A 21,459-nucleotide genomic window follows, 5' to 3' on the forward strand; every position below is an offset into this window, starting at 1 on the left:
AAGAAACAGAGCAATGAAAACAATCAAAATAAACTATATAGCGATTGCCCTTGCCGCGGGGCTGCTTACCTTCACTTCCTGCGAAAAAAGACTGGAGGAAGTGACTGCAGGAACTTCTATCCCTCAGCAGGCAGTACTCACAGATCCTAATGCTGCTGTGGGCCTGTATAATGGACTTTATTCCTCTTTTCGAACTTATCATAGTGCATTATTCACCTTAGGTGAAATGCGTTCGGAGATCTGGGCTGATGGGCTATATACAGAATCTGAAGATGCAGGTGCAAAACAATATTACACACATAACATCAGCAGGGACAATGTACCGGCAACCGAATGGGCTGGCTTTTACAATTTGATCGACAGGTTGAATACGGTGATCACTCTCTTTCCTCAGTCACCTCTGGAGGCTGCCAAAAGAGACCGTTATCTGGCTGAAGCTTATGGCATGCGTGCGTATGTTTATTACACCTTGTTGAAAACCTGGGGTGGTGTTCCCATCAGTACAACGCCTGTGACTGGTGTAAGCAACCTGCCTGAATTGTATCGTGAAAGAGCCAAACCGGAAGATGTAATGAAGCTCATAAAAGAGGATATAGAGCAATCACTGCGGTTGTTCAATGGTGACAATAGTTTTAACCCACTGAGCAGCAAACGTATTTATTGGAGCCGCCCGGCAACCTTAACGCTGAAGGGTGATGTGTACTTATGGTCTGCCACAAATTTCAATGGCGGTACTGCTGATCTGACCACGGCAAAGCAGGCTCTGGAAGAAGTTAAGAATCAGCCCACGCTTGGTTTGAATGCTAATTATGCGGATAACTTCAATCCGGACAGGGAAGTTAATAACAAGGAAATCCTATTCGCCATCAATTTTGAAAAAGATCAGGCAACTATAAGCGCCTATGGCAACATCCTTGTGAATACTACACAGGCAGGGACTCTTTATATAGATCCTGCAACAGGCCAAACCGTTGCTAATGCATATCCTTTAGTGGCAGGGGCCAGTCGTATTGGCCTTTCACCAGACATGATTAATAAACTCACATCAGGACAATCAGACCAGCGTATCAGCAATACCTTCCGGGTCATGTATAGAAAAAGTGGCAACACTTATTCATCTGCCGGTGTACTGCTCACGAAATTCATTGGTAAATCAGATGCAGGCATACAGGTGTATAGTACAGATTTCCCGGTTTACCGCTATGCAGATGTTTTACTGATGCTGGCAGAAGCTAAAACAAAGCTTGGAGAAGATCCTTCTATCGAGATCAACGCCATAAGGGAAAGAGCCTATGGCAGCGGATATACACCATTGGTAAATGGTTCTGTTCAGCAGAACATGGCAGCGATACTGGAAGAAAATCTGCGTGAGTTTATTGGCGAAGGCAAGCGTTGGTGGGCCTTGAGAAGAGCAGGCAACGAATTCGTGTTCCAATATATAAATCCGCAGTATTTAGCTCCTTCCAATACTTATAAATTACTGTTACCCATTTCACGGGATATGTTGAACCTGGATCCAAAACTGGAGCAGACGCCAGGTTATTGATTGTTTTGAAAATTCAACTGTTTAAGATATAAACACCAAATATGAAAATTGAGCACTTACAAGGATTAGTGGCGGCGCCTTTTACGCCCATGCATCAGGATGGTTCATTAAACTTATCATTGATACCCCAGTATTACGAGTTACTTAAAAGCAATTATATTACCGGTGCTTTCATCTGCGGTTCAACTGGTGAAGGTGTTTCCATGACTACCGAAGAAAAGAAAGCAGTTACAGATGCCTGGGCTGACGTCACCCGGAATGATAAAGATTTCAAAGTGATGCTGCTGGTAGGTGGCACCAGCATTGCAGATTGCATAGACCTTGCAAAACATGCAAAAAAGGTGGGCATCTATGCTGTTTCATTTACAGCACCTTTTTACTTCAAGCCTGCCAATGTGACCAGGCTGACTGATTGCTGCAAGGCCATTGCAGATGCTGTTCCTGATATGCCTTTTTATTACTACCATATACCTGTGCTTACGGGTGTAGGCTTTGCCATGTACGACCTGCTGCAAGCAATTGATGGCAGGGTGCCTAACTTTGCAGGTATCAAATACACCCATGAAGATTTCATGGATTTTCTTTCATGCCTGCGTTTTAAGGATGGCAAATATGATATGCTGTGGGGAAGGGATGAAAACATGCTCTCGGCATTGGTACTAGGTGCCAAAGCTTCGGTAGGCAGTACCTTCAATTATGCGGCACCACTTTATTACAGACTGATCGATGCCTTTAATAATGGAGATATGGAAACAGCACAGGCATTGCAGCAAAAATCCATCGACATGATCCGGCTGTTGGGCAAATTTGGCGGCATCGCTACAGGCAAAGCTTATATGAAATTGGCCGGCCTGGATTGCGGTGAATTCAGGATTCCTGTTACCAACATGAGTGCTGAAGCTTTTGAAAACTTCAGCAAGGATGTAGCAGCTTTATCATTTGATGCATTCAAATCTGTTATTCCGGAACTGGTAAAATCGTGAGGACTTTCAGGTGAGATGTTTCCTGCTTCATAAGATATTCATACTTGTATTCATTGTAAATACACAAACGATGTTAGCACAAATAAACACAGGCATACAGATTGATTGGAGGATAGCAGCCACCTTACCAGCATCCCCGGACAATGATCAACCGCTGGGGCAGGCAGGAACCCTGGCGGGCATTCATAACAATGTTATGATCATTGCGGGAGGTGCTAATTTCCCGGACAAAGCACCCTGGAATGGCGGCAAAAAAAGGTACTACAAGGATGTGTTTGTGTATGAAATGGATACGAGGGATGTGACCAGGAAACTGGACAAGGTTTTTCAGTTATCCTTGAATACGGCCTATGGCGCCAGCTGCTCTTCATCAAGAGGGATCGTTTATGCGGGAGGAGAGAACGAATCAGGAATTTCGGATCAGGTGATCTTGTTGCGATGGGATCCTGTTGGGAAAAAAAATTTAATCAATGATCTGCCCTCTCTTCCATTTCCAGTAACTAACGCAGCGGCAACATGCCATGGCAACAGGGTATTTGTAGCGGGAGGTGAAACTGCTGATGGCGGCGTTTCGTCAAAGTTCTTAAGCCTTGACCTGGCCAATGTTTCCTCCGGATGGAAGCAGTTGGCAGATCTTCCTAAACCCATTTCACATGCAGTTATGGTGGTACAGTCAAATGGAGATCAGGATGCTATCTATATCCTGGGCGGAAGAAAAAGAAATGCCAGCGGCATCAGTGACCTGTATGCATCTGTGTATGCATTTGATTTTTTGAAAAACCAGTGGCAAGAAAAAAGGTCATTACCTTATCCTTTATCTGCAGGAACAGGAGTTGCAGCAGGTAGTCATTCCATCCTTTTGTTTGGCGGCGATAAAGGTGAAACCTTTCAAAAAGCGGAAAGACTGATCGCTGCAATCAGTAAGGAAAAGGATGAAAAGAAAAGAGAAGAGTTGAACCGGGAAAAGATCAATGTCCAATTAGCGCATCCGGGTTTCAGCAAAGAAGTTTTGCAGTATAACACGATTACAAATAAATGGTCTATTGGAGGGTGTATTCCTTTTGATGTGCCTGTAACTACCACTGCATGTAAATGGGGTAAATATGTAATCATACCAAGTGGTGAGATAAAGGCAGGTGTGAGAACACCACTGGTATTGGCAGGAAAGATAATTAGTAAATGAAAGAAAAAATAACTGACATTATCTAATAGCAAATGAAATACTCAAAAAACTATCCATGGATATTGGTCGGGCTGTTGTGGGGGGTGGCTCTTTTGAACTACATGGACAGGCAGATGCTATCCACAATGAAGCCCTCCATGCAAATGGATATTGCAGAATTGCAGTCGGCCACCAACTTTGGCTACCTAATGGCTATCTTCCTTTGGATCTATGGATTTATGAGTCCTGTTTCAGGAATTATTGCGGATAAGTTTAATCGCAAATGGCTGATCGTGGGCAGTCTTTTTGTATGGTCTGGTGTTACTTATACTATGGGGTATGCTACAAGCTTTAACCAGTTATACTGGCTAAGAGCCATAATGGGCGTAAGTGAGGCCCTGTATATCCCTGCAGGACTATCACTAATCGCTGACTTCCATGCTCCCAAATCAAGATCGCTGGCCGTGGGCATCCACATGACCGGGCTTTATATGGGACAGGCACTCGGCGGCTTTGGCGCTACAATCGCGGCAGAATATTCCTGGAAGGAGACCTTTCACACCTTTGGACTGATTGGTATTGTTTATTCGACTGTATTGATCCTGTTCCTCAAAGAGAAAAAGGGCGGAGTGGAACAAGGTACTGAAATGGATATAATAAAACCGAAGGACAACACATCGCTATTTAAAGGTTTGGGCATACTATTTACCAATATTTCCTTTTGGATCATCCTCTTTTATTTTGCAATACCAAGTCTGCCAGGCTGGGCCACTAAAAACTGGCTGCCTACGCTCTTTGCCAATAACCTGCAAATAGAAATGGCAAAAGCAGGTCCATTATCTACCATTACTATTGCAGCTTCCTCTTTCCTGGGTGTCATCTTTGGCGGTATTTTGTCCGACCGGTGGGTACAAAAAAATATAAGGGGCAGGATATATACCAGTGCCATCGGTCTGGCGTTGACCATCCCTTCCTTACTGCTCATAGGTTTTGGTCATTCATTAGTTCATGTGATTGGCGCTGCGTTTTGTTTCGGCTTTGGGTTTGGGATGTTCGATGCCAACAATATGCCTATTCTTTGCCAGTTTGTTTCTTCCAAATACAGGGCTACGGCTTATGGACTGATGAACATGACCGGAGTATTTGCGGGGGCATTCATTACAGACCTGTTAGGCAAGTCAACTGATGCAGGCAGTCTGGGCAAAGACTTTGCTATGCTAGCAGGTATTGTGCTGGTCGCTCTCATTATTCAGCTTTATTTCCTGCGCCCGAAAATGAATGATTTTGTGGATGTGCAGACTGAAAATGCGCAGAGTGAAAAAACATTTGAAGCTATTAATGAAATATAATTAACTGTTATTCAACTTAGTTTTCCTCATCCAAGAATAAATAACGTTTTGGATGAGGAACATCATTAATTGAAAAAGAATGAAGACGCAAAAAATTATCTATTGGTTTTGTTTCTGCTGTTTATTATTGTACACGCAGATTAGTAATGCACAAACCAAATCCTCATCAAACTTTAAATCATCCTTACCCGGTGGCATCCGGATCTCATACATCTCACCACTGATCCCTACAATAAAAAAGTTTGACTTTAATCCACTGCTCCGTATCCGTGTTTATGTTCCTGCGGGTAAGCCTTTGAGTTTAAAAAGCCTTGGTTTAACATTAGATAAAAATGCTGTTGATGCCATTGAGGAACTAAAGGTATATAACACCAAGAACGAGCCGACAATTGCCAAAAGCTCAATCCTCCTTGCAACAGTGAATAAACTCTCCGGCCAAATAGATATTCCATTTGACCTGGAAGCTTATCCCGGCATTACATATGTATTATTAATAGTTAAGTTGAAAGATGATGCAGATATTGATAAAAAGTATATTGCTAAGGTCACTCATTTTACCACTGCAACGGGTGAAAAGTTAAAGACACCAGAATTGGAAAATTCTTTGGAAACAAAGACTTCATCTATTCACCGGCTTGGAATCACTGTCCGTTCGGCCTGGGAAGACAGTGTACACACTTACAGAATTCCAGGATTGGCTACAACAGATAAGGGGACATTGATTGCAGTATATGACGCACGGTATGATAATACCAGGGATTTGCCCGGAAACATTGATGTAGGCATGAGCCGTAGCACCGATGGAGGCAAAACATGGGAGCCAATGAAGATCATAATGGACATGGGAGCGCCGCATGAAAACAATGGTGTTGGAGATCCTGCCGTTTTATTTGACCCTGTAACAAAAAAGATTTGGGTGGCTGCATTATGGAGCAAGGGCAACCGTTCCATTGCAGGGTCAGAACCTGGGCTTTCTCCCGATACGACCGGTCAGTTTGTTTTAGTAAGCAGTGATGATGATGGATTAACCTGGTCAAAACCTTACAGCATTACAAACCAGGTAAAAGATCCCAAATGGCATTTATATTTTAATGGTCCGGGGACTGGCATTACTATGAAAAACGGTAATCTTGTTTTTGCCTCACAATACTGGGACGAATCGAAGAAGCCAGGCATTCCACATTCATCTATAATATACAGTGGAGATCATGGCAAAACATGGAAGAGTGGCATTGGCGCCAAGTCGAATACAACTGAAAGCCAGGTGGTGGAAACTACCCCAGGCACATTAATGCTGAACATGCGGGATAACCGGGGAAAGTTCAGAAGCGTCGCAACAACAAAAGACATGGGTAAAACTTGGGTAGAACATCATACCTCGTATGAAGCATTGCCTGACCCGGTTTCAATGGCAAGCCTTATCAAAGCAAGGGTGAATGTAAAAGGAAAAATGAAAGATGTTTTATTTTTCAGTAACGTTAACTCAACTTCAGCTAGATTCAATACAACCATCAAAGCAAGTCTTGATTTAGGTGAATCGTGGTTGCCAGAGAATGAAGTTGCACTTGATTTTAGGTCAACTTATGGATATTCTGCCCTGACAAAAATTGATGATCATACCATCGGCATTTTATATGAGGGTACAAGAGATCTTTACTTCTTACGTATTCCAGTAAGTGATATCATTAAATAATAAAGAGAAATCAATGCGGCCGCATTTTTCAATAAAGTGTTTACTGGGTGCACTGCTGGTTTGTATAAATGTCTTTGTATCTGCACAGCAGGCTACCATCCTAAAGGTTGCCTGCATTGGCAACTCTGTGACTTTTGGAGCAGGGCACAAGAAACCGCAATTGACGTCCTATCCCTCCGTCCTGCAGCAATTGATGGGACAGAGATATACGGTTAAAAACTTTGGTCATAGCGGGGCTACACTACTGCGCAAAGGCCATAACCCTTATTATAAGACCAAGGCATTTGCGGAGGCATTGGCATTTGCGCCTGATATAGCTATTGTACATTTAGGTTTGAATGATACCGATCCACGGAACTGGCCTGATTACAGGGATAACTTTGAACCTGATTACGCCTGGCTGATAGATACATTAAGGAAAGTAAATCCGGTTATTCAAGTGTTTGTCTGCAGGCTTACACCCATATTTAACGGGCATTCAAGGTTCAAGTCTGGCACAAGAGACTGGTATTGGCAAATTCAGGAATTGATTCCTGCAATAGCTAAGGCTAACCATACGGCGCTAATAGATTTGTATACGCCCTTGCACAACCGTCCTGATTTGTTTGCTGACAATTTACATCCTGACGCTGAAGGCGCTTCTATCATAGCTCATACCGTCTATAAGGCTTTAACCGGAGATGTGGGCGGTTTGCAAATACCGTCCATATTTACTGATGATATGGTATTGCAGCGTGAGCAACCCATTTATTTTTATGGTAAAGCCAATGCAGGCACTCTGGTTGAAGTGACCTTTCATATGGATAAGCAAAAAACAGTTGCCGATGAGTATGGCAACTGGAAAATTGCCTTTCCTGCTATGCAGGCGGGTGGTCCATATGAGGCTAGCATTAAAAATCAGCAGTCGGTAATTACCCTGAAAAATGTATTGATTGGCGAAGTGTGGTTATGTTCTGGCCAGTCGAATATGGCATTCCAACTGCAGCATGCTATTGGAGGAAAAGAAGCGATTCAGGAAGCTTCAAGACTCTCCAGGCTTCGTCTCTTCAAATACAATCAATTGGCAGAGACCAATGCTGCTGCCTGGGATTCTCTAACCTTGGATAAAATCAACAAGCTGCAATACTTTTCTGGCCATTGGAAAATTACTGATTCCCAATCGGCTGCCGACTTTTCAGCCATTGCTTATTTCTTTGGCAAAAAGCTAACTACTGAAGAAAACATTCCTATTGGTCTAATACAGGTAGCTGTAGGCGGTTCGCCCATAGAATCATGGATTGACAGATATACCATGGAGCATGATGAGCAATTGGTTGATATTTTAGACAACTGGCGTAAATCTGACTTTATACAGGCTTTCTGCCGTGAGCGGGCAGATGTGAATTTAAAGAATGCCATCAAAGCCAACCAGCGTCATCCCTATGAACCCTGTTACAACTATGAAGCCGGTATTGATTCTTTAACCCGCTTTCCTATAAAGGGCGTACTATGGTACCAGGGCGAAAGCAATACGCACAATCCAGAAGCCTACCAAGCACTATTTAAGACAATGGTACGCAGCTGGAGAAAGAAATGGGGTTATGATTTTCCTTTTTATTTCGTGCAACTATCGTCCATTGACCGTCCGTCATGGCCTCATTTCAGGGAAATACAGCGCAAATTGCAAAAAGAGGTTCCCAACGTTTATATGGCTGTGAGTTCAGACCTTGGCGATTCCTTAGATGTGCATCCGACAAGAAAAAGAGAAGTAGGGGAGCGCCTGGCGCTTTTAGCGGAACGATATACTTACAACAAAAATATCCCGGCAGAGGGCCCGATGGTAACATCTGCGAAGCAAGACAGCAAGAGCGTTATTATTGATTTTTCTTTTGCAAAGAAGTTATCTGCTTCAAACAATGAACAGCTAACAGGCTTTGAGCTGGTTACCACCAAAGGATTACTAATTCCCGCACAAGCAAATATTGTTAGTGGTAATAAAGTAAAGATTAGTTTACCTGCTAACGAAAAAATAAAAGCTGTAGCATATGCCTGGCAACCATTTACCCGTGCTAATCTGGTGAATGAGGCAGGCTTGCCAGCTTCTACTTTCTACCTTACCTTAAACAAACAGTATAATGAGTTATAGCAAAGAAGACCTTCTGAATCTGAAAGAGTTTTATAGCAACCAATTACTGAACGACACTATTCCCTTCTGGTTTCCCCGTTCTTATGACCAGGAGCATGGTGGCTTTTTACTGATGCGTGATGCTGATGGTAGTCTGATCGATGATGATAAAGCAGTTTGGATCCAGGGGCGCGCAACCTGGTTGTTGTCTACATTATATAACACGGTAGAGAGGAAACAGGAATGGCTGGAAGGGGCAAAGCTGGGATATGATTTCCTGAACAGGCACTGTTTTGATACAGATGGCCGGATGTTCTTTCATGTCACAAGAGATGGCAAGCCGGTTCGCAAAAGAAGGTATTTCTTCTCTGAAACATTTTATGTCATTGCGACGGCTGCCTATGCCAAAGCCAGCGGAGATGAAGAAGCTGCCAGCAACGCCAGGAAGATATTTGGTGAGTGCATTGCATATGCCAGCGGTGAGAAGATGCTACCCCTTAAGTTTACGGATACACGCTCTGCTAAAGGTATAGGCGCTCCTATGATCATGATCAACACCGCGCAACAACTGCGTGAAACTATAAATGATGAGCGTTGTGACGAATGGATTGAAAAATGGATACAGGAAATAGAAACCTACTTCGTAAAAGATGACATTCGCTGTGTAATGGAACAAGTTGCTCCCGATGGTAGCATTATTGATCATATTGATGGGCGTACACTGAATCCGGGGCATGCTATTGAAGGGGCCTGGTTTATTTTGCAAGAAGCGGTCTACAGGAATAATGATCCCCATCTGATTGAGCTTGGCTGTAAAATGCTGGACTATATGTGGGAAAGAGGTTGGGACAAACAGTTTGGCGGCATATTATACTTCAGGGATGTATACAACAAACCTGTGCAGGAATACTGGCAGGATATGAAATTCTGGTGGCCGCATAATGAAACCATCATTGCTACCTTGCTCGCTTACCTGGTGACAGGTAATCAGAAATATGCGGACTGGCACAGGATGGTGCATGATTATTCGTACCAGCATTTTCATGATCAAAAGAGGGGAGAATGGTTTGGTTACCTGCATCGTGATGGCACCATTGCACAAACGGCTAAAGGCAACTTATTCAAAGGGCCTTTTCATTTACCCAGGCAGGAGTGGTACTGCCTGCAAATACTTAATGATTATTTAAAAAAGGAAGAAACTATTCACCTCGGCAGCTATTCGAATACATAGAAGGATTAAAACATTGTGCATAAGGTTGTTCAGCAAATAAATGAGTGCTGTTCTTTATTGTTAAGCACGATTGTATCAAATCTTTTCAGAAAAATGAAGTAGTTGTTCAATAGTCAAGCTGAAGATCATGAAAAAAAAGCTTTTACAATTTATCACTTATCTCTTATTCATTAACGGTTCTATTTCTGCCCAGTTGCAGAAACCAGTACTGCATGATAGCTTGTTTTCTACTTACTATCACCAGAGAGTTACACTTTTCAAAAGTATTCCGCAAACAAAAGGAGATATCATCTTTTGGGGAAATAGCATAACTGATGGAAACGAATGGGCAGAATTGTTTGCTGACCTTCGCATCAAGAACCGTGGTATCAGCGGTGATGTGACAGCAGGTCTCATTCACCGCATAGATGAAATAATAAATCGCAGACCTGCAAAAGTATTCCTGCTCATAGGTACCAACGATCTGGCCAGAGGTATTGCTTCTGATAGCGTTGTGAAAAACATTTTATGGATCGCTGATTACTTGAAACAGGAAATACCGGCAACTAAATTATATGTACAAAGTATTTTCCCGGTAAACAGCTCTTTTGGAAAATTCGCCGGACATATGAGCAAGGCCGAAGAAGTGAAAAAGGTAAATGATCAATTGAGCAGGAATGCAATGGCGCATCACTATTTCTTTATTGATCTTTACTCCTCGCTGGTCGATGCCGATGGCTGGTTAGATGCCCGGTACACTAATGACGGCCTGCATCTCACCGGTGAAGGTTATATGTTATGGAAGCACCTTATTTATCCTTATGTGTATGACAGGCCAAAGCAAGCATCTTTAATACCATTACCACAAAATATAGAATGGAAAAAGGAAAAGTTTCCTTTATACGCAAGTAACGCAATCGTGATCAATGATAAGGCAATACTAAAAGAGGCTCGTTTGCTACAGCATGAAATGCAGCGAATAGGCAAAACGTTGCAAATAATTGACAGGGCTGTTGCTACTGATCCGCAAATTGAATTAAAGCTGGGTAAGGTAGATGCACCTCAATCATCAGAAGCTTACCATTTAATAGTAAATGCTTCAAAGATCACCCTGACCGCCAATACTGCTCATGGTATCTTTAATGGTCTGCAAACATTGTTTCAATGCATGAGGAGTGGTGTCATGGTCGATGGCTGTGAAATTAAAGACTGGCCTCAATTCTCCTGGCGGGGATACATGGTTGATGTTGGCAGGAATTATCAATCCATGGATCTCCTGAAGCAGCAGATTGAAATAATGTCTCACTACAAGCTGAATATCTTTCATTTCCACCTGACGGAGGATGTTGCCTGGCGGCTTGCTTTCAGGCAATACCCAAAATTAACCGCTCCACAAAACATGCTGAGAGATAAAGGCTTGTATTATTCTGAAAATGAGTTGAATGAACTCATAGCCTTCTGTAAAGAAAGATACATCACTTTGATCCCTGAAATTGATATGCCTGGCCATAGTGCAGCTTTTACAAGGGCTTTTGGCTTCGATATGCAAAGTGACAGCGGCCTGGCCATTGTAAAGAACATTCTGAAAGAATTTTGTGCAACATACGATGTGCCTTATTTGCATATTGGCGGAGATGAAGTGAAGATCACTAATAAGAACTTTCTTCCTGAAATAACAGCATTGATTCACCGCCATAACAAGAAAACCATAGGCTGGGATCCTGGCGGCAACCTGGATAAAAAGACCATACGGCAATTGTGGATGAAAGATGGAGCCGTGGATAAAGCATGTACCTATATTGATTCGCGTCATCTTTACCTGAACCACATGGACCCATTGGAAAGCGTAGTTACCATTTTTCATAGACAACTGGGTGACAGAATGAAAGAGGATAAAAATATATCAGGAGGAACGCTCTGCATTTGGCACGACAGAAGAGTAGCAAAAGAAGATGATTTCTTGAAAATGAACCCCGTTTATCCTGGCATGTTGGCTTTTTCAGAAAGAAGCTGGCGCGGTGGTGGTTATCAGGGATGGATCACCAATTTTATTCAGTCAAAAGCAGATACTGCCTTTACTCAATTTGAACAGCGGCTGATGGAGCACCGTGATCAATATTTTTGTGGTCTGCCTTTCCCTTACGTTAAGCAATCTTTTACAGTTTGGAACTTGTATGGGCCTTATGAAAATAGCGGTAATCTCTCTAAATGCTTTGAACCGGAAAATAAATCATTCAATGAAAGTAAATCAGTTTCATCACTGTATGTAACGGGTGGTACAATTGTATTACGCCATTGGTGGCATCCTCTGGTACAAGGCGTTATAATGAACCCTAAAGAAAATACAACCTGGTACGCCACAACCAGGCTATGGAGCGATGAAGACGGATTTAAAGATTTTTGGATTGGTTTCAACAATCTTTCCCGGTCACCTGCTACTGATACTCCGCCTGTTGGCAAGTGGGATGAAAAAGAAAGTGCTGTTTGGGTAAATGGAAAACCTGTATCACCTCCTGTCTGGAAGAGAGGTGGACAAAAAGGCGATTCAGAAATTCCGTTGCAGGATGAAGGATATGAGTACAGGGCACCTACAAAGATCTATTTGGAAAAAGGCTGGAATAGCGTATTGATAAAAGCACCTGTTGGTACCTTCAAAGGCGCAGACTGGCAAAACCCGGTAAAATGGATGTTTACGTTTATACCTGCTGATGGTGTAAGCACCATGGAATAAGACAATAATATTGCCTGCTATTTCTTTCATCAGGATTTTTATAATATAAAAGCATGAGGACAGCTATCGTTAATGGAAAGGTCTTTACAGGCGAAAAGGTAATAGATAATGTCATAATCGTTATTGAGAACGGCAGGGTCTGCGCTATAGAAGACAGCATACCCGGTGATGCAAGGGTGATAAACCTGGAAGGATGGAATATTGCACCGGGTTTTATTGATATCCAGATAAACGGTGGTTCTAAGCATTATTTTTTTAAAGGCATCTCACTCGTTACGCATCTTTATAATGCCATGACGTAAATGGGACATCGCGAACCTGGAATTGTGGGGCCGTTTTTGACAACGAAGATGTATTTGCACCAGTCATTCTTGATGGAGCGCATTGCCATTATGCAGCTGCAAGGATTGCTTATAAATTGAAAAGAGAAAAACTATTTTTAATCACTGATTCCAGTTTCCTGGGCAGGAAGCTCAAGGAATTTGAATGGGAATTTATTGATGCGAAACTAATTGACGGCTTTTATCGCAATAAAGAAGGCAACCTTGCCGGCGCCTCTATTTCTATGGTTGAAGCAGTACAAAATGCAATACAATATTTGAACGTGACGGTTGAAGAAGCCGTTAGCATGGCCACCTTACGGGTTGCGAAAGCCATTAAGATGGATCATAATTTAGGTGCTATAAAAGTGGGCTATCCAGCCAGTTTTATAAAGTTCAGCAATGACTTTAAGCAATACGAAACAATGATTTTTTAAATTATAAATAGATAACGCATTTTCTTTAAGACCCAATCCGGTATAAAGCAATCACTTGATAGGCCAACATATCTTATCTTTGAACTAAATTGTAAAAGCCGTTAATGACTTTAGATTTCGATTACTATATAACAATTGGATCGCTGAAAATAAGATAAAAAGCATTAGCATTTCGGGCTGTTAGCTCAGTTGGTTTAGAGCATTACCTTGACAGGGTAGGGGTCACTGGTTCGAATCCAGTACAGCCCACAAGTTTTGAAGTCATTAGGCGGCAAATCCCCCACTACTGCCCATGACTATTGAAAGCAAACGAGCCGAATTCTCTAGTTCAGAACAAAGTCGGTTTACTATTTCTATGTTATCTTGCGCAGAAAATAATTTTTTCATCATGAATGAGCTAACAGGCTGTTATTTAGATGCATCTGTAATTTCAAAAATGAATCCTCTCTTTGTGTTTGCACTTTCATCTGAAGCCGCTGAGGAATTTAAAGAGTTCAATAAACTGTTTGTTGGGATCGGGAAAATAAATGCAGTATTTAATTTAACGAAAGCAATTCAGGAGCGGAAACCAGGTCTAATCGTGAATCTAGGTTCAGCAGGCAGTAATAAATTCAAGCGGGGCGAAGTGATTTGCTGCAACAGGTTTATTCAACGTGATATGGATGTCAGAGGACTTGGCTTTAGATTGTATGAAACACCATTTTCTGGTTTGGAACCTGTGTTGGAGTATGGATTGAAAATTGAAGGGCTGAAAGAAGGCACATGCGGAACGGGGGATAGTTTTGAGATGAATCATACTGCATCAGAATATGATGTAATCGATATGGAGGCTTATTCATTAGCCTTAGTTGCTATGAAGGAACAGATTCCATTTTTATGTTTGAAATATATTTCAGACGGTGCAGATGGTACAGCTGCAGAAGAATGGCATGTACAGGTTCATAATACTGCAGCAGCCTTCAAAAGGATCCTGTCTGTAGACTCTATTGTAGAGAAGCTTAGTGATGGACTATAAGATTTAGCTTTTGTCGAAGTACTAAGCAAGAGCCTTCCTTATTTCCCTATTTTGATTCTCCAATAATCTGTTTTCGGTGTTTCATCCCCCATTTGTGCATGGCGATAATCACCTCTGAAAGCGTTTCGCTGAAAGGCGTAAGGGTGTATTCTACTGTAACAGGTTTGCTATCCTGAACCTTACGGATTACCAAACCGTTCATTTCCAGTTCCTTCAACTCTTTTGATAAAATCCGAGGGGTAATGCCTGCTTCTCTTGACAATTCCCTGAATCTTTTTTTCTTATCCCTCAAATAGAAATCAAAACCAATTTCCATTTTCCTCCCACTACATCTTATTATTCTTTACCAGTTTTCGGTGTTCAAAGTTCTGCTGACAAAGCAAAAAGGCCTGCCTTGCAACAATCTCCCAGATTCCTAGGAATAACCCAGTATTGTTTGAAAAGCATTTGCAATTTTATTTTTTGGAAAATAAAATATAGCTTTGCCAGCCAATTCCTTATTTCATCACTCTAAAACAAAAGGAATTATGCTTGAACTTATCTACATATCGCCCCTCTTGATTCAGGCCTAACATGGCAGGTTGAACGCACGCTAACATTTTTTTATGGATTGATGCAATGTTATTGGTAAATACATTGTACTCACCTTTACTTGCCTGCACTATAATTCTGGGTTAGGCTTCTACCGGGCATCAATCATGGGCACTATTTTCATGGTAAAGACGCATAACGACATGCCGCAATCATCAGTGCATGGTTGCATGCTGTCATATGTGTTATTCTATTAAGTATCACTATTTGCAAGATTCATTGCATCACCTACATGGTGTATTCAATGGCAACAACTTCAGACACTCCTTTTATGGGAAATATAAAAACAAAAGAACTAAGTAAGTTAGGCTATACCAATGATCAAACAAGAAGTTTGGTAATTAACATTCTATCCAAACACTTCAAACATCATGAAAAGGCCGATCTGATAAAGCTATTAACAAACATTAAAGCTAATCCTTCAGCATATTTGCAGGATATCGTAGTTGGTAAAATAGCTGAAACATTTATTGAGAAAGAAGAAGTACCTGTTTTTAAAACTTTCTCTTTATTAGAAGAAACAGGCAAACTCAAAATTTATGGTGGAAAAGAAATTGAAGCAAGCGCCAAGCGGCAAATGGAACTTGCTATGGCACTGCCTGTAACGGTACAGGGCGCTTTAATGCCAGATGCTCATACAGGCTATGGGCTCCCTATTGGCGGTGTATTGGCAACATACAATGCGATTGTTCCTTATGCAGTCGGTGTGGATATTGGATGTCGTATGGCTTTAACAATTATAGATGAAAGTGATAGCTATTTAAAAAGGTATACACACCAATTAAAAGTAGCTTTAAAAGAGTATACGCATTTTGGAACAGAAGGTGGACTGGAATTAAAACAGGAACATGAAGTTTTGGACAGCCCTCTTTTTAACAAAACAGAACTATTGAAACGATTGCAGGGAAAAGCAGCAAGACAATTGGGCTCATCAGGCAGCGGAAACCACTTTGTTGAATTTGGTACAATAGAGTTATTTCCAGGCAACGTACTTAAACTACCTCCTAAAAGATACCTGGCATTGCTTTCCCATTCTGGTAGTCGCGGTTTAGGCGCAAACATTGCCCAGCACTACACGAAAATTGCCATGGATACTTGCAAGCTACCTAGAGAGGCGCAACAGTTAGCTTGGTTAGATATGGATAGTGAGGCTGGCCAGGAGTACTGGTTAAGCATGAACCTGGCAGGAGATTATGCAAAAGCCTGTCACGAAACCATACACGCTAATTTATTAAAAGTACTGGGGTTACAAGGTGTGGCTTTAGTAGAAAATCACCACAATTTCGCCTGGCAGGATACACTTGCGGATGGGAGCAATGTGATCATCCACCGCAAAGGTGCAACACCTGCTCATAAAGGTGAGTTGGGAATTATTCCTGGTAGTATGACCAGCGCAGCTTATCTGGTGTCAGGGAAAGGTGTGGAGCAGGCCTTGTATTCCGCCTCACATGGAGCTGGCAGGGCTATGAGTAGAAAAAGAGCAAAAGAAAGTACAACGGTTTCTGACCTGAAAAAAATGCTATCTAATGCAGGCGTAACACTGGTTGGAGGCAGTATTGAGGAGAATCCTTTGGCTTACAAGAACATAGAAAAAGTTATGAATTCACAACAGGACCTGGTACAAATAGAAGGCAGGTTTTTGCCAAAAGTTGTTCGGATGAACAAAGAATAAAATTAAACAAATGGAAAAGATTATTATACAGATAACTTCGGGAAGAGGTCCCGTTGAATGTTGCAGAGTGGTGGCTAAAGTAGCAGAAATGATGTTGGAAAAAGCCCGGAAAAAAGGTATTGGAATGGAAGTGTTGGAAAATAAAAAAGGTGATTTGAATGGCACGTTACTTTCCTCCACTATAATGGCAAAAGGCATAGACCTCGAAGAGTTTTCAAAGGAGTGGTGCGGTACTATCCAATGGATCGCACAAAGTCCTTACCGGAAATTTTATAAAAGGAAAAATTGGTTTGTGGGTGTTGCTATTTTTAATGTTGAAAAGCAGATGAATTGGGATGCTAAAGATGTAGTTTTTGAAACGTGTAGAGCATCCGGTCCAGGTGGTCAGCATGTAAATAAAGTGGAAACAGCAGTTAGAGGTACGCATACACCAACAGGCATACAGGTATTAGCCTCTGATCATCGTTCCCAATTACAAAATAAAAAAGCATGTTTGGAAAGATTAGAAGCAAAAGTACTGGCTTGGCAAACGGCGCAATTAATGGCTCAGCAGCAAAGTCACTGGCTGGAGCATAATTCATTGGAAAGAGGAAATGCCGTAAAAACAATCATAGAAAAGCTATGAATTTGCAGTTATCTTCAGAAGGTTCAACCTTTGAGTTCCTTCAAACTAAAAGATAAGACAACTGTAAGCTCTTCAACCAATTTTTCCAGGCATGGTGGCATATACCATACTTATGAATAAGAGAGATGCAGGGTTTGTCAAATGATTTTGACAACTTCTTATTTGCCACATAGTTTAAGTAAATATTGGAATACAAACTGGCTTTAAATTACAAGCCAGTTTGTATTCCAACATACTAACTTGCCGTCAAATAATTTTAATACTTAGGATCATAAGTCAACTAGCGAGATCCAGGCATTATCGGTTATATCTGGTTTTGCACCTTTTTGAATGTAGATAATATCCTGATTTTGCATAGTGTTTTCTTGATTAAGTATAACATATCACCTTCCTTTCTTCCTAATTTTACAAAGAATTGATTACAGGCTTAACTGTCTTTATTCAATAAACGATACGAAAACAATAACGATAAATTGCTTTGCCATGACATCAACTTCATTCAAGGGTGTCCATAAGACTTTGCATTTTAAAATATTTACCCATTCTCTTACTTCAATTGCAATTATTTTACTTCTGTACAATCATACAAGTGCTCAATTAAACGGGAAAACAAAAGACCAACAACCTTTATTGGGTTATAGAACAGCAAAAATCCTTACTGTAAACGGGCTGAAATTCAAAGATTTAAATAAAAATGGAAGGTTGGACAGGTATGAAGACTGGCGATTATCCAATGAGGAAAGAAGCCAGGATTTGCTTTCTAAAATGTCGCTGGAAGAGAAAGTTGGCTTTATGTTGATTAGCACCACAAGATTGAAAAATGATTGGTCTTTTGAAGCACCTAAAAATAAGGAGCCAATTACAAGCGATTTTAATGAAGAGGATTTGGTGACTACAACAAACATGTTTACTCATAAATCTCTACCCGTGCCCATCATGACAGCAGCAGGCACTACAAAAGCTGTTACACAATTTCATCTTCGTCATTTTATCCTGCGGGCAAATGTTAGTGCAAGAATTTTAGCTGAATGGGGAAATAAACTCCAGGCACTTTGTGAAAGTGATGGTTTAGGTATTCCTGCTATTGTTGCTTCAAATCCACGCAACCATATTACAAAGGATGCCTCCATTGGATTAAGTGTCGGTAAAACAGCCTTCTCTACCTGGCCCGGTGAATTGGGTTTATCTGCCATGCGGGATTTAGGACTTGTCAGGGAGTTTGCAAATATTGCCCGCCAGGAGTGGGCGGCTACGGGTTTGCGAAAAGGTTATATGTACATGGCCGACCTTTCCACCGAACCCCGCTGGCAAAGGATTGAAGGAACCTTTGGAGAAAATGCAGAATGGGTGGCTAAAATGACGACAGAAATTGTTATTGGATTCCAGGGTGCAAAGTTGAATCCTACCTCTGTAGCTTTGACTACAAAGCATTTCCCGGGTGGTGGTGCTGGCGAAGGAGGACAAGACCCTCACTTTGAATGGGGTAAATACGAAACCTTTCCAGGGGGTATGTTCGAGAACAACCTGATTCCTTTTAAAGCAGCCATCAAAGCAGGTACATCCTCTATCATGCCCTATTATTCTGTTCCAAAAGACACCAAATATGAAAAGATCGCCTATGCTTATAACAAAGTGGTGATCCGTGATTTGTTGAGAGATAAACTTGGTTTTGAAGGTATTATCAACTCAGATACGGGGCCCATTGAAATGATGCCTTGGGGTGCCGAGAATTTATCGATCACAGAAAGGTATAAAAGAACCTTGGAAGCAGGTGTAAACTTGTACTCCGGTACGGCTGATCCTGCAAAGCTTTTGGAAACGGTAAAAAGCGGTCTCGTAAATAGAAAACTCATTGATGAATCAGTACACAAGTTGTTGATTGAAAAATTTGCATTAGGCCTTTTTGAAAATCCATATGTGGATGAAGAAGCAGCCGAAAGGATTGCTGGCAATGCAAAATTCCAGGAAAGGGCCAGCCTTGCTATGCGTAAATCAATAGTGCTGTTGCGCAACGAAACAAAAGTGCTTCCACTAAAACCAAGAACAAAAGTTTATTTTGAAACTTATTTGCAAAGGAAAGGTATTCCAAGCCCTGGTAATATTTATTCGGCAAATGCTGATAACTACAACGTTCAATTTGTAAATAAACCTGAAGAGGCAGATGTGATTCTGCTATGGATCACTCCAGGCACAAAATCCTTGTTTGAATCAGACGGCTCACCACTGTACCTTTCTTTATCAAAGAATGCGGTTGATGTTGGTTATGTAAATAGCTTAACTGCAAAGAAGCCCACTATTCTGGCCATCAATTACACCAATCCCTGGGTGATCGACGAAATTTACAATGATGCAATGAAGTCTAATATCAAAGGTGTTCTAGCCACCTTTGGCACTTCCACAGATGCTCTTTTAGATGTTGTTACAGGTAAATTCAATCCAACGGGGAAGATGCCCTTCACTACACCTGTTTCAGAAAAAGCTGTACAAACACAAAAGACTGACGTGCCAGGCTATATGGAAGGGCCAAACTATGGTTTGTTTCAATACGACGAAGGATTAAGTTATGAATGAAGATTACTGTATCGAGTTTAACAAGTTTTGATTTAATATGGAAGATATTACCAATTCAAAACGGTTATTGGATCCAATGGATAGGGCCGAAGGGATCTTATTCGGATTAATAATGGCACTCAGTTTTACCTGTTCAATCAGTATTGCCAATACCCACCGGGCGGAAATCAGGCAATTACTAGTTGGAGCCATTAGTTGTAACCTTGCTTGGGGGCTTGTCGATGCTGTCATGTATCTTATTGGGGTTTTGGCCCAAAAAAACAGGAATAAAGTAATATTTGATGCGATTCAAAATTCTTCAGAAACAGACAAGGTTAGAAAGTACATCTCTGATGCCTTGCCGCCAATTGTAGCATCGGTAATCGGAACAGAAGGGCTCGAGCAAATAAGAAATAAATTGATGAACCTGCCGGAAGTAAACAGGAGTGTACGTCTCACTGGTCATGATATAAAAAAAGCCCTGGCTATTTTTTTACTGGTATTTATTTCGACATTTCCCGTTGTGGTACCATTTGTATTGATACACGATACAATGGTTGCGTTAAGATTTTCTAACCTGGTTGCCATAGTGATGATGTTCTTATGTGGGTGGTCAGTTGCCAAATATGTGGGATTTAATAAATGGAAAATGAGTATTTCAATGATTTTAATCGGAATAATACTGGTGGCAATAACAATCGCATTAGGAGGATAAACATGAAAAAATATTTATTGCTATTAATTGGCTTTGCCTCATTAAAATTATTTGCACAGGAAAACCAAATAGATTCAACAAGCGCTCGCTGGCGTTTTTCAGCCTGGGCAGAAATGTTTTTCATTCCCGGTGAGGAAGATTTTTTTAATCCAACTTTTTACGCCCGTCACAAAACACTACACCTGGAAGGCCGCTATAATTATGAAGACCGGAACACCACATCACTTTGGGCAGGACGAAGATTCAAATTTGGTAAACCTGTGGAGTTTGTGATTGTTCCCATGGCTGCCATTGTTTTCGGAAATACGAATGGCATGGCACCTGGTCTTGAAACAGAGATCATGTATAAGAAATTTGATTTCTATTCTGAAAGTGAATACCTGTTTGATTTTAAAACGCAAGAAAATAACTTCTTTTATTTGTATTCGGAACTGGCAATTAGACCGATCAAGCCAATACGTACCGGGATTATGGCTCAAAGAACAAAATTGTTTGAATCAGAACTTGAACTCCAACGTGGCATATTTGCAGAATATTATTTCGGAAGATGTAGGGCAGGCGTTTTTTATTTCAGCCCGTTTAGTTCAGATAATTTTTGGATCGCATCTTTTAGTGTGGATTTCTGACCCCTTGTCAACAGGTATGTAAAACCGAAAATTTTATTTACGCAAACGTTTGCATAAATAATTAGGGTTGAACAGGACAGATCAGGACAGTGTTTCTGGGGCAATAACTATTTTTAATCCGCGATTGAAT

At 41.3% G+C, this 21,459-nt stretch carries 17 protein-coding genes and 1 tRNA gene; 17 read left to right on the forward strand and 1 reads right to left on the reverse strand.

The window, feature by feature from the left end; translation table 11 throughout:
- Positions 1-13 precede the first annotated feature (13 nt).
- From OCK74_RS15140 to OCK74_RS15195, 12 genes are all read left to right on the forward strand, one after another.
- Complete coding sequence (locus OCK74_RS15140; protein WP_279297896.1) at positions 14-1,546, forward strand: RagB/SusD family nutrient uptake outer membrane protein; 1,533 nt, start codon at positions 14-16, stop codon at positions 1,544-1,546.
- Positions 1,547-1,587: 41 nt separating this feature from the next.
- Positions 1,588-2,529 carry a dihydrodipicolinate synthase family protein gene (locus OCK74_RS15145; protein ID WP_279297897.1) on the forward strand — a complete coding sequence of 314 codons (942 nt, stop codon included), beginning with the start codon at positions 1,588-1,590 and terminating at the stop codon, positions 2,527-2,529.
- A 70-nt stretch (positions 2,530-2,599) separates the two neighbouring features.
- Positions 2,600-3,712, forward strand: a complete 1,113-nt coding sequence (locus tag OCK74_RS15150; protein WP_279297898.1) for a tRNA wybutosine-synthesizing protein 4 beta-propeller domain-containing protein — start codon at positions 2,600-2,602, stop codon at positions 3,710-3,712.
- A 32-nt stretch (positions 3,713-3,744) separates the two neighbouring features.
- Complete coding sequence (locus tag OCK74_RS15155; protein WP_279297899.1) at positions 3,745-5,040, forward strand: MFS transporter; 1,296 nt, start codon at positions 3,745-3,747, stop codon at positions 5,038-5,040.
- A 79-nt stretch (positions 5,041-5,119) separates the two neighbouring features.
- Complete coding sequence (locus OCK74_RS15160) at positions 5,120-6,733, forward strand: sialidase family protein (RefSeq protein ID WP_279297900.1); 1,614 nt, start codon at positions 5,120-5,122, stop codon at positions 6,731-6,733.
- A 13-nt stretch (positions 6,734-6,746) separates the two neighbouring features.
- Positions 6,747-8,858, forward strand: a complete 2,112-nt coding sequence (locus tag OCK74_RS15165) for a GDSL-type esterase/lipase family protein (RefSeq protein WP_279297901.1) — start codon at positions 6,747-6,749, stop codon at positions 8,856-8,858.
- The gene (locus OCK74_RS15170) at positions 8,848-10,068 is read left to right on the forward strand and encodes an AGE family epimerase/isomerase (protein ID WP_279297902.1); all 1,221 of its coding nucleotides are present in this window, start codon (positions 8,848-8,850) and stop codon (positions 10,066-10,068) included. The genes OCK74_RS15165 and OCK74_RS15170 overlap by 11 nt, the downstream gene beginning before the upstream one ends.
- A 127-nt stretch (positions 10,069-10,195) precedes the next feature.
- Entirely contained in the window at positions 10,196-12,778 is a 2,583-nt protein-coding gene (locus OCK74_RS15175; protein ID WP_279297903.1) for a family 20 glycosylhydrolase, read from the forward strand.
- Between the two features lie 53 nt (positions 12,779-12,831).
- Complete coding sequence (locus OCK74_RS15180) at positions 12,832-13,080, forward strand: hypothetical protein (RefSeq protein ID WP_279297904.1); 249 nt, start codon at positions 12,832-12,834, stop codon at positions 13,078-13,080.
- Positions 13,081-13,196: 116 nt separating this feature from the next.
- Entirely contained in the window at positions 13,197-13,535 is a 339-nt protein-coding gene (locus OCK74_RS15185) for an amidohydrolase family protein (RefSeq protein WP_279297905.1), read from the forward strand.
- Positions 13,536-13,709: 174 nt separating this feature from the next.
- A tRNA-Val gene (locus tag OCK74_RS15190) sits at positions 13,710-13,784 on the forward strand.
- Positions 13,785-13,827: 43 nt separating this feature from the next.
- Positions 13,828-14,550, forward strand: coding sequence for a 5'-methylthioadenosine/S-adenosylhomocysteine nucleosidase family protein (locus OCK74_RS15195; protein ID WP_279297906.1), 723 nt, complete (start codon positions 13,828-13,830; stop codon positions 14,548-14,550).
- A gap of 46 nt (positions 14,551-14,596) precedes the next feature.
- On the opposite strand, the gene OCK74_RS15200 is transcribed toward OCK74_RS15195, so the two are convergent.
- Positions 14,597-14,866 carry a winged helix-turn-helix transcriptional regulator gene (locus OCK74_RS15200; protein WP_279297907.1) on the reverse strand — a complete coding sequence of 90 codons (270 nt, stop codon included), beginning with the start codon at positions 14,864-14,866 and terminating at the stop codon, positions 14,597-14,599.
- Positions 14,867-15,385: 519 nt separating this feature from the next.
- Between OCK74_RS15200 and OCK74_RS15205 the strand changes: the two genes are divergently transcribed.
- The 5 genes from OCK74_RS15205 (at position 15,386) to OCK74_RS15225 (ending at position 21,329) form a co-directional block, all read left to right on the forward strand.
- Positions 15,386-16,813, forward strand: a complete 1,428-nt coding sequence (locus OCK74_RS15205; protein ID WP_279297908.1) for an RtcB family protein — start codon at positions 15,386-15,388, stop codon at positions 16,811-16,813.
- 10 nt (positions 16,814-16,823) lie between these two features.
- The gene (gene prfH, locus OCK74_RS15210) at positions 16,824-17,438 is read left to right on the forward strand and encodes a peptide chain release factor H (RefSeq protein WP_279297909.1); all 615 of its coding nucleotides are present in this window, start codon (positions 16,824-16,826) and stop codon (positions 17,436-17,438) included.
- A gap of 483 nt (positions 17,439-17,921) precedes the next feature.
- Positions 17,922-20,009 (forward strand): glycoside hydrolase family 3 protein, encoded by a 2,088-nt coding sequence (locus OCK74_RS15215; RefSeq protein WP_279297910.1) that lies wholly within the window; start codon positions 17,922-17,924, stop codon positions 20,007-20,009.
- A gap of 37 nt (positions 20,010-20,046) precedes the next feature.
- Positions 20,047-20,703, forward strand: coding sequence for a VIT1/CCC1 transporter family protein (locus OCK74_RS15220; protein WP_279297911.1), 657 nt, complete (start codon positions 20,047-20,049; stop codon positions 20,701-20,703).
- 2 nt (positions 20,704-20,705) lie between these two features.
- Entirely contained in the window at positions 20,706-21,329 is a 624-nt protein-coding gene (locus OCK74_RS15225; RefSeq protein WP_279297912.1) for a hypothetical protein, read from the forward strand.
- The last annotated feature ends 130 nt before the right edge of the window (positions 21,330-21,459 follow it).

The sequence above is a fragment of the Paraflavisolibacter caeni genome (assembly GCF_025628885.1).
Classification (GTDB): Bacteria; Bacteroidota; Bacteroidia; order Chitinophagales; family Chitinophagaceae; genus Flavisolibacter; species Flavisolibacter caeni.

What these genes read in the sequence shown, in the direction of transcription:
- OCK74_RS15165 (WP_279297901.1), top strand. Translation starts at nt 6,747, where the DNA reads ATGCGGCCGCATTTTTCAATAAAGTGTTTACTGGGTGCACTGCTGGTT.
- OCK74_RS15140 (WP_279297896.1), top strand. Translation starts at nt 14, where the DNA reads ATGAAAACAATCAAAATAAACTATATAGCGATTGCCCTTGCCGCGGGG.
- prfH (WP_279297909.1), top strand. Translation starts at nt 16,824, where the DNA reads ATGGAAAAGATTATTATACAGATAACTTCGGGAAGAGGTCCCGTTGAA.
- OCK74_RS15155 (WP_279297899.1), top strand. Translation starts at nt 3,745, where the DNA reads ATGAAATACTCAAAAAACTATCCATGGATATTGGTCGGGCTGTTGTGG.
- OCK74_RS15200 (WP_279297907.1), bottom strand. Translation starts at nt 14,866, where the DNA reads ATGGAAATTGGTTTTGATTTCTATTTGAGGGATAAGAAAAAAAGATTC.
- OCK74_RS15195 (WP_279297906.1), top strand. Translation starts at nt 13,828, where the DNA reads ATGACTATTGAAAGCAAACGAGCCGAATTCTCTAGTTCAGAACAAAGT.
- OCK74_RS15145 (WP_279297897.1), top strand. Translation starts at nt 1,588, where the DNA reads ATGAAAATTGAGCACTTACAAGGATTAGTGGCGGCGCCTTTTACGCCC.
- OCK74_RS15150 (WP_279297898.1), top strand. Translation starts at nt 2,600, where the DNA reads ATGTTAGCACAAATAAACACAGGCATACAGATTGATTGGAGGATAGCA.
- OCK74_RS15220 (WP_279297911.1), top strand. Translation starts at nt 20,047, where the DNA reads ATGGAAGATATTACCAATTCAAAACGGTTATTGGATCCAATGGATAGG.
- OCK74_RS15160 (WP_279297900.1), top strand. Translation starts at nt 5,120, where the DNA reads ATGAAGACGCAAAAAATTATCTATTGGTTTTGTTTCTGCTGTTTATTA.
- OCK74_RS15180 (WP_279297904.1), top strand. Translation starts at nt 12,832, where the DNA reads ATGAGGACAGCTATCGTTAATGGAAAGGTCTTTACAGGCGAAAAGGTA.
- OCK74_RS15170 (WP_279297902.1), top strand. Translation starts at nt 8,848, where the DNA reads ATGAGTTATAGCAAAGAAGACCTTCTGAATCTGAAAGAGTTTTATAGC.
- OCK74_RS15215 (WP_279297910.1), top strand. Translation starts at nt 17,922, where the DNA reads ATGACATCAACTTCATTCAAGGGTGTCCATAAGACTTTGCATTTTAAA.
- OCK74_RS15175 (WP_279297903.1), top strand. Translation starts at nt 10,196, where the DNA reads ATGAAAAAAAAGCTTTTACAATTTATCACTTATCTCTTATTCATTAAC.
- OCK74_RS15225 (WP_279297912.1), top strand. Translation starts at nt 20,706, where the DNA reads ATGAAAAAATATTTATTGCTATTAATTGGCTTTGCCTCATTAAAATTA.
- OCK74_RS15205 (WP_279297908.1), top strand. Translation starts at nt 15,386, where the DNA reads ATGGCAACAACTTCAGACACTCCTTTTATGGGAAATATAAAAACAAAA.